The sequence below is a fragment of the Frankia sp. Hr75.2 genome, assembly GCF_949319125.1.
In the GTDB taxonomy this organism is placed as follows: domain Bacteria; phylum Actinomycetota; class Actinomycetes; order Frankiales; family Frankiaceae; genus Parafrankia; species Parafrankia soli.
This window is the reverse complement of record NZ_CASGGV010000083.1, coordinates 1-5,380: the sequence shown is the minus strand read 5'-3', so window position 1 is coordinate 5,380 and position 5,380 is coordinate 1. Positions and strand designations below refer to the sequence as shown.

General features: G+C 72.6%; 6 protein-coding genes and 1 pseudogene. 5 read left to right on the top strand and 2 right to left on the bottom strand.

Annotated elements, in window-relative coordinates:
- From AC559T_RS08150 to AC559T_RS08130, 5 genes are all read left to right on the top strand, one after another.
- On the top strand, positions 1-520 hold a 520-nt coding region (locus AC559T_RS08150), incomplete at its 5' end, for an HD domain-containing protein (RefSeq protein ID WP_498868303.1).
- A 27-nt stretch (positions 521-547) separates the two neighbouring features.
- Positions 548-1,210 carry an endonuclease NucS gene (gene nucS, locus AC559T_RS08145; RefSeq protein ID WP_020458673.1) on the top strand — a complete coding sequence of 221 codons (663 nt, stop codon included), beginning with the start codon at positions 548-550 and terminating at the stop codon, positions 1,208-1,210.
- A 364-nt stretch (positions 1,211-1,574) separates the two neighbouring features.
- Complete coding sequence (locus AC559T_RS08140; protein ID WP_071059420.1) at positions 1,575-3,362, top strand: 3-hydroxyacyl-CoA dehydrogenase family protein; 1,788 nt, start codon at positions 1,575-1,577, stop codon at positions 3,360-3,362.
- 181 nt (positions 3,363-3,543) lie between these two features.
- Positions 3,544-4,059: a YkvA family protein gene (locus AC559T_RS08135; protein ID WP_071059421.1), complete on the top strand. Its 516-nt coding sequence runs from the start codon at positions 3,544-3,546 to the stop codon at positions 4,057-4,059.
- Between the two features lie 15 nt (positions 4,060-4,074).
- Positions 4,075-4,332 (top strand): Rv1322 family protein, encoded by a 258-nt coding sequence (locus AC559T_RS08130; RefSeq protein ID WP_083390629.1) that lies wholly within the window; start codon positions 4,075-4,077, stop codon positions 4,330-4,332.
- Between the two features lie 107 nt (positions 4,333-4,439).
- On the opposite strand, the gene AC559T_RS08125 is transcribed toward AC559T_RS08130, so the two are convergent.
- Complete coding sequence (locus AC559T_RS08125; RefSeq protein ID WP_071059422.1) at positions 4,440-5,147, bottom strand: F0F1 ATP synthase subunit B; 708 nt, start codon at positions 5,145-5,147, stop codon at positions 4,440-4,442.
- Between the two features lie 74 nt (positions 5,148-5,221).
- Positions 5,222-5,380, bottom strand: a pseudogene (locus tag AC559T_RS08120) (crotonyl-CoA carboxylase/reductase); the annotation flags it as partial.

Here is a 5,380-nt window from a genome sequence, read left to right as displayed (position 1 = left end):
GGCGGCCGCCCCCACTCCCCAGCCGCAGCCTCCGCCGCGGCCGTCGCTGGAGGACGCGGTGGCGCTGGCGGCCCGGGCCCACACCGGCCAGCTCGACAAGGCGGGCGACGAGTACATCGGCCACCCGCTGCGGGTGATGGACACCGTCGGCCGCACGGCCCCCGCCGCCGGGGTGGACCCGTCCCTCGCGCAGATGGCCGCCATCCTGCACGACGTGGTCGAGGACAGCGAGGTCACGCTCGACGACCTCGCCGCCTCCGGGTACCCGCCGGCGGTCGTCGCCGCGGTGGACGCGCTCTCCCACCGTGAGGGCGAGCCGCAGGAGGCCTACCTGGCCCGGGTCGCCGCCGACCGCATCGCCGTCGTCGTCAAGCGGGCCGACATGGCCGACAACTCCGACCCGCGCCGCCTCGGACGGCTCCCCGCCGAGGACGCCCAGCGGCTCACCACCCGCTACGCGGGCCGCCGCCGGCTGCTCGACGACCTCGTCCTGCGGAACGCGGGTACCCGGGCCAGGTGAGGTGACCGGGCACGGTACGGTCGCGACATGCGGCTCGTTATCGCTCGGTGCAGCGTCGACTACATCGGCCGGCTCAAGGCGCACCTGCCCAGCGCCGTCCGGCTGCTCCTGGTGAAGGCCGACGGCTCTGTCTCCATCCACGCCGACGGACGTGCCTACAAGCCGCTGAACTGGATGAGCCCGCCCTGCGTCATCGCCGAGGAGGAGGGCGTCTGGCGGGTCACCAACAAGGCCGAGGAACAGCTCGTCATCTCGATCGAGCAGATCCTGCACGACTCCACGCACGAGCTCGGTGTCGACCCCGGCCTGCGCAAGGACGGCGTGGAGGCGCACCTGCAGGTGCTGCTGGCCGACCGGCCGGACGCCGTCCGCGAGGGCCTGACGCTGGTCCGCCGGGAGTACGAGACCGGCATCGGCCCGGTCGACCTGCTCTGCCGCGACGCCGACGGCTCCACCGTGGCCGTGGAGATCAAGCGCAAGGGTGAGATCGACGGGGTTGAGCAGCTCACCCGCTACCTCTCCCGCCTGGACGATGATCCGGCCCTTCCGCATCCGGTGCGGGGCATTCTGTGCGCCCAGTCGATCACGCCGCAGGCACGCCTGCTGGCCGCCGACCGCGGCATCGCCTGCTCGGTGGTCGACTACGACGCCCTGCGCGGCCTCGAGCCTTCCATCCCCACCCTGTTCTGACCCGGTTCCGTCCCTCCCGGACGACGCGTGGCCGCTGGGTGAGTCCTCCCCTGCCACTGAGCCGCCACGCCTTTTTGGCTGTCGCCGTCCGTGGTCCGTTGGCGGGCTCGTGCGGTCGCGGCGGGTGGGGCGGCGCGCGTAGCATCCTGTCCCCGCGCACTGCATGGCAGCTTTCATCACGATCACAAGCTCATCCGTCGAGAACCTGGGAGGATTCGGGCACTCGCGGAGTGGACGCTCCACTGTCGGTGCCGGTCCCAACGCCACACCGGTGCCCGGGACGTCGCACGCCGCACGCCGCGTACTCGGCGGTGACAGGCGGCCAGACCACGGGAAAGACCACCCGGAGGAAGGAGCGCTGGGCATGGGCCAGGAGAGCACCCTCGGTGAGCTGACGAGGATCGGGGTTATCGGGCTCGGCACCATGGGAGCCGGCATCGCGGAGGTGCTGGCCCGTGCCGGTATCGACGTGGTGGGCGTCGAACGGGACGAGGCCGGGCTGGCCCGCGGTCGGGGCCATCTGGAGCACTCCACGCATCGGGCGGTCGAGCGCGGCAAGTTGACCCCGGCCGAGCGCGAGGAGCTGCTCGGCCGCATCAGCAGCGGCGTCGACCTGACGGCCGTCGCGGACTGTCCGCTGATCATCGAGGCCATCCACGAGCGGCTGGACGCCAAGCAGGAGCTCATCGCGCGTCTCGACGAGATCTGTCCCGCCGAGACGATCATCGCCAGCAACACCAGCTCACTGTCGGTCACCGAGCTTGCCGCCGGCACCCACCGGCCGTCCAGGGTGCTCGGCACGCACTGGTTCAACCCGGCGCCGGTGATGGAACTCGTTGAGGTGGTCGGGACGGTCGTCACGGATCCTGTCGTCCTTGACGAGGTCCGCGACCTGGTCGGCCGCGTCGGGAAGATTGCGGTCAGGGCAGGCGACCGGGCCGGTTTCATCGCCAACGCGCTGCTGTTCGGCTACCTGAACAACGCGGTGCGGATGCTGGAGGCGCACTACGCGACCCGGGAGGACATCGACGCGGCGATGCGCTTCGGCTGCGGTCACCCGATGGGGCCGCTGGCCCTGCTCGACCTGATCGGGCTCGACTCCGCGTACGAGATCCTCGACTCGATGTACCACCAGTCCCGCGATCACCTGCATGCTCCCGCGCCGTTGCTCAAGCAGCTCGTCACGGCCGGAATGCTGGGCCGCAAGACCGGTCGGGGCTTCTACACCTACGCCGAGGCCGACTCGCCGCACGTCGTCGACGACGCCGCCCCGAGCGTGGTCGCCGGGGTCGAACCCAGGCCGGTGCGCTCCGTCGGCGTCGTGGGCACCGGGACGATGGCCTGCGGCATCGTCGAGGTCCTGGCCCGCTCCGGTTTCGACGTGGTGTTCCGCGCGCGGTCCGACGACAAGGTGTCGGCCGTCCGCAAGAGGCTGGTGGAGTCGTTGGAGCGAGGCGTCCAGCGCGGACGGCTGTCCGCCGAGGAGCGTGACGCCGCGCTCGCCCGGGTGACGGGGACGACCGACCTCGACGCGCTCGCCGGCTGCGATCTCGTCGTCGAGGCGGTCGTCGAGGAGCTTTCGGTGAAGCGGGCGCTGTTCGCCGCGCTCGACGAGGTGATGAAGCCGGGGGCGGTGCTCGCGACCACGACGTCATCCCTGCCGGTGGTCGAGTGCGCCACGGCGACGACCCGTCCGCGGGACGTCGTCGGGATGCACTGGTTCAACCCGGCGCCCGCGATGCGCCTGATCGAGGTCGTGCCGACGGTGCTGACCGCTCCCGATGTCACCGCGACGGTGCTCGCGGTCAGCCGGGCCGCCGGCAAGCACCCGGTGGTCTGCGCGGACCGCGCCGGGTTCATCGTGAACGCGCTGCTCTTCCCGTACCTCAACGACGCCGTGCGGATGCTGGAGGCGCACTACGCCAGCGTCGACGACATCGACACCGCGATGACGGTGGGCTGCGGACATCCGATGGGCCCGTTCGCGCTGGCGGACGTGGTCGGTCTCGACGTCACACTGGCGATCCAGCGGACGTTGTACCTGGAGTTCCGGGAGCCGGGCTATGCCCCGGCCCCCCTGCTCGAGCACCTCGTGAAGGCGGGCTACCTGGGGCGCAAGACCGGCCGGGGCTTCCGCGACCACTCGCGCTGAGGCGGCGGGGGTCCGGTCGGAGGGGGTTCGTGACCCCTCCGGGGGGTACCGGACGGGCAGCCGGCGTTGATCACCCTTCGGGGCGGGTCGGCGGTCGTGTCTAGGATGTCGCCGGGCGCCGGGACGCCCCCCGGCGGTCGGCGCCCGTGCCGGCAGCCCGTACGCCCCGAGGAGGACGCCCATGGCCACGGTGGACAAGGACGCGCTGCGCGCATTCGGCCGTGAGGTGACGACCTTCCTGCCCGACCTGGTCGTGATGCTGCGCCGGGTGGTCGCCGACCCGCGGGTGCCGCAGTCCGCGAAGCTGGAGGCGGGAGCGGCGCTGGCCTACCTGGTGTCGCCGAAGAACCGGCTGACGAACATCATCCCGGTGATCGGCCAGCTCGATGACGTGGCCGTTGTGGCCTTCGCGTTCCGTCGCCTGGTGGTCGGGGCGGGTGAGCCGATCCTGCGGGAGCACTGGCGCGGCAGCGACCGCTCGTTCCACGCGCTCATCGGGGCGTCGTCGGCGCTGGCGAGCCCGGCGGGCATGCTCCGGCGGGCGAAGGTGGCCCGTACGCTGGCCGGCGCGGCGATCCACCGGGTCGGCCGCGGCGGGCGGGCGGGTGACACCGGCGCGGAGCCGAGAACCGTCAGGGTCGTGGACGGCGAGGTCATCGGCCGTTCAGGGCCGGACGGCGGCTCCGGCGGTCACTGAGGCCCGGTCGACGGCATGGGCGCGGGCGGAAATCCGGGCACGGGGGAAAGCGCGGGCGGGGACGAGGACTGGGTCGTGCGGCCGGTGACCGGCGCCGCGACGACGAAGGCATACCGGTGCCCGGGTTGCGACCAGCTCATAGCCGCGGGTACGCCGCATCGGGTGGTGTGGCCGGTCGGCGACATCGGCGAACGGCGGCACTGGCACACCCCGTGCTGGACCCGGCGGCACGTCAGTGCGAACCGACGTCGACGGCCCTGGCGCCATCGCTAGACCTCGGCACCACGGCGAGGCCCAGGTGGACTGCTTGGCCCTGGTGACTGCTTTGGCCCTGACGGCGCCGCTGACGGCTGCCGCCGCTGACCTCACCGGCGGCGGCGTCAGCCGCGGGACGAACCCGCCGTCTGGACGGTGGTGCTCTCGCCCTGAGTCAGTGCTCTCGGCTCGGAGGCCGACGGCGCCTCGATCGGGGCGGTCGCCGCGGTGAGCCGGTCGCGCAGCGCGCCGAGCTGGGCCGTCACCTGGTCGTGCAGCGCGCCGAGCTGCGCGGTGACCTGGTCGCGCTGGTGCTCCAGCTCGGCGAGGCGCCGCGCGGACTCCTCCTCGGTCTGGGCCGCGGCCGACCGGGCCGCCTCGACGACGCGCTCCGCCTCGGCGCGGGCCGAGGAGACGATGCTCTGCGCCTGCTCGTCGGCCTCCCGCAGGGTGCGGTCGCGGGTGTGCTCGGCCTCGGTGACGATGCGCCGGGCCTCCTCGAGCTGGGACTCGGCGTCGCGGGTCCGCTCGGCGCGAACCGTCGCCGCCTCCTCCTCGGCGAGCTGCAGGATCTGGGTGATCCGGCCGCCGAACTCCTCCCAGGCAGGTCGGTTCGCGGCCAGGTCGTCGCGAACCCGCGCCGCCTCGGCGGCGGCCTCCGAGGCGGCCGCCTCGGCGGCGGCGCGGTGCGACTCGGCCTCGCGCAGCTGCTCGACCAGCCAGTTGACGTGCGCATTCACCTGGTGTGGGTCGTAACCGCGGCGCACCAGGTCGAAGCCGGGGGCACCGTCACCCTCGCCGGACATCGGGATGAGGTCACTGTGCTCTGTCATAGGGCCTCAGCATCCCAGACGGGCAATCGTTGGGTGACGAGAGCTGCGGCAACGGACGGTCCGGACAGTGGGTCCTACACGCCGCGGAAGCGGTTGATGGCGGTGAGGTGACGAGCCCGGGTCTCCTCGTCACGAACCCCCAGCCCCTCCTCCGGCGCCAGGCACAGCACCCCGACCTTCCCCTGATGGGCATTGCGGTGCACATCGAACGCCGCCTGCCCCGTCCGCTCCAA

Excerpts from the sequence above, each read along its gene's own strand:
- nucS (WP_020458673.1), top strand. The coding sequence starts at position 548 with ATGCGGCTCGTTATCGCTCGGTGCAGCGTCGACTACATCGGCCGGCTC.
- AC559T_RS08140 (WP_071059420.1), top strand. The coding sequence starts at position 1,575 with ATGGGCCAGGAGAGCACCCTCGGTGAGCTGACGAGGATCGGGGTTATC.
- AC559T_RS08135 (WP_071059421.1), top strand. The coding sequence starts at position 3,544 with ATGGCCACGGTGGACAAGGACGCGCTGCGCGCATTCGGCCGTGAGGTG.
- AC559T_RS08130 (WP_083390629.1), top strand. The coding sequence starts at position 4,075 with ATGGGCGCGGGCGGAAATCCGGGCACGGGGGAAAGCGCGGGCGGGGAC.
- AC559T_RS08125 (WP_071059422.1), bottom strand. The coding sequence starts at position 5,147 with ATGACAGAGCACAGTGACCTCATCCCGATGTCCGGCGAGGGTGACGGT.